Raw genomic sequence first — 614 nt, 5'->3', positions numbered from 1 at the left:
GGCTATTCGTTCTCAAAAAAGATGGCTACTGATTTAGTCTTAAAGACCCTTGAAAGCGCGGTTAAAAATCGAACCATTACTGGGGACCTGATTATCCATACGGATTTAGGATCACAGTATACCAGCGATAATTACAATCAACGTTTAACTGAACTACATATCCGCCACTCATACAGCCGTAAGGGTTGTCCGTATGATAATGCGCCAATGGAATCCTTTCACGCTTCCCTCAAAAAGGAATGTGTTTATCCAGTGCCGGTCTTTGAAGATTATGAAACTGCCGCTGCCGTCCTTTTTGAATATGTGCATGCTTTCTACAATAGGAAGAGAATTCATAGTTCACTGGGCTACCAGACCCCCTTACAAGTTGAAATTGCAACACTTACGAGCCAAATGGCCGCCTGACTTAATGCTTTCCAGGGTTCAAATAAGTTATTAATCGCAATTAATGATTTATTTGAGCTGTGGAAGGTAAACGCGGTTCTGAATGTCTCTTAAAATCTGTCTCAAATATTGACTTCAATCCAAGGTTTTTATGACCTTTTGAGTCTAGCTATTAGGGTGTTACACTTGAATTGTAAACTGGGTAGGAAAATAACTAAACTCTTTGATCA

General features: G+C 39.7%; 1 protein-coding gene. It reads left to right on the top strand.

All coding sequences use genetic code 11. From position 1 onward, the window contains the following. On the top strand, positions 1-405 hold a 405-nt coding region (locus ACWPAB_RS15385), incomplete at its 5' end, for an integrase core domain-containing protein (protein ID WP_215649796.1). Between the last annotated feature and the right edge of the window lie 209 nt (positions 406-614).

This window comes from Lacticaseibacillus sp. 30, assembly GCF_053819265.1.
This window is presented reverse-complemented; position numbering and strand designations above follow the sequence as displayed.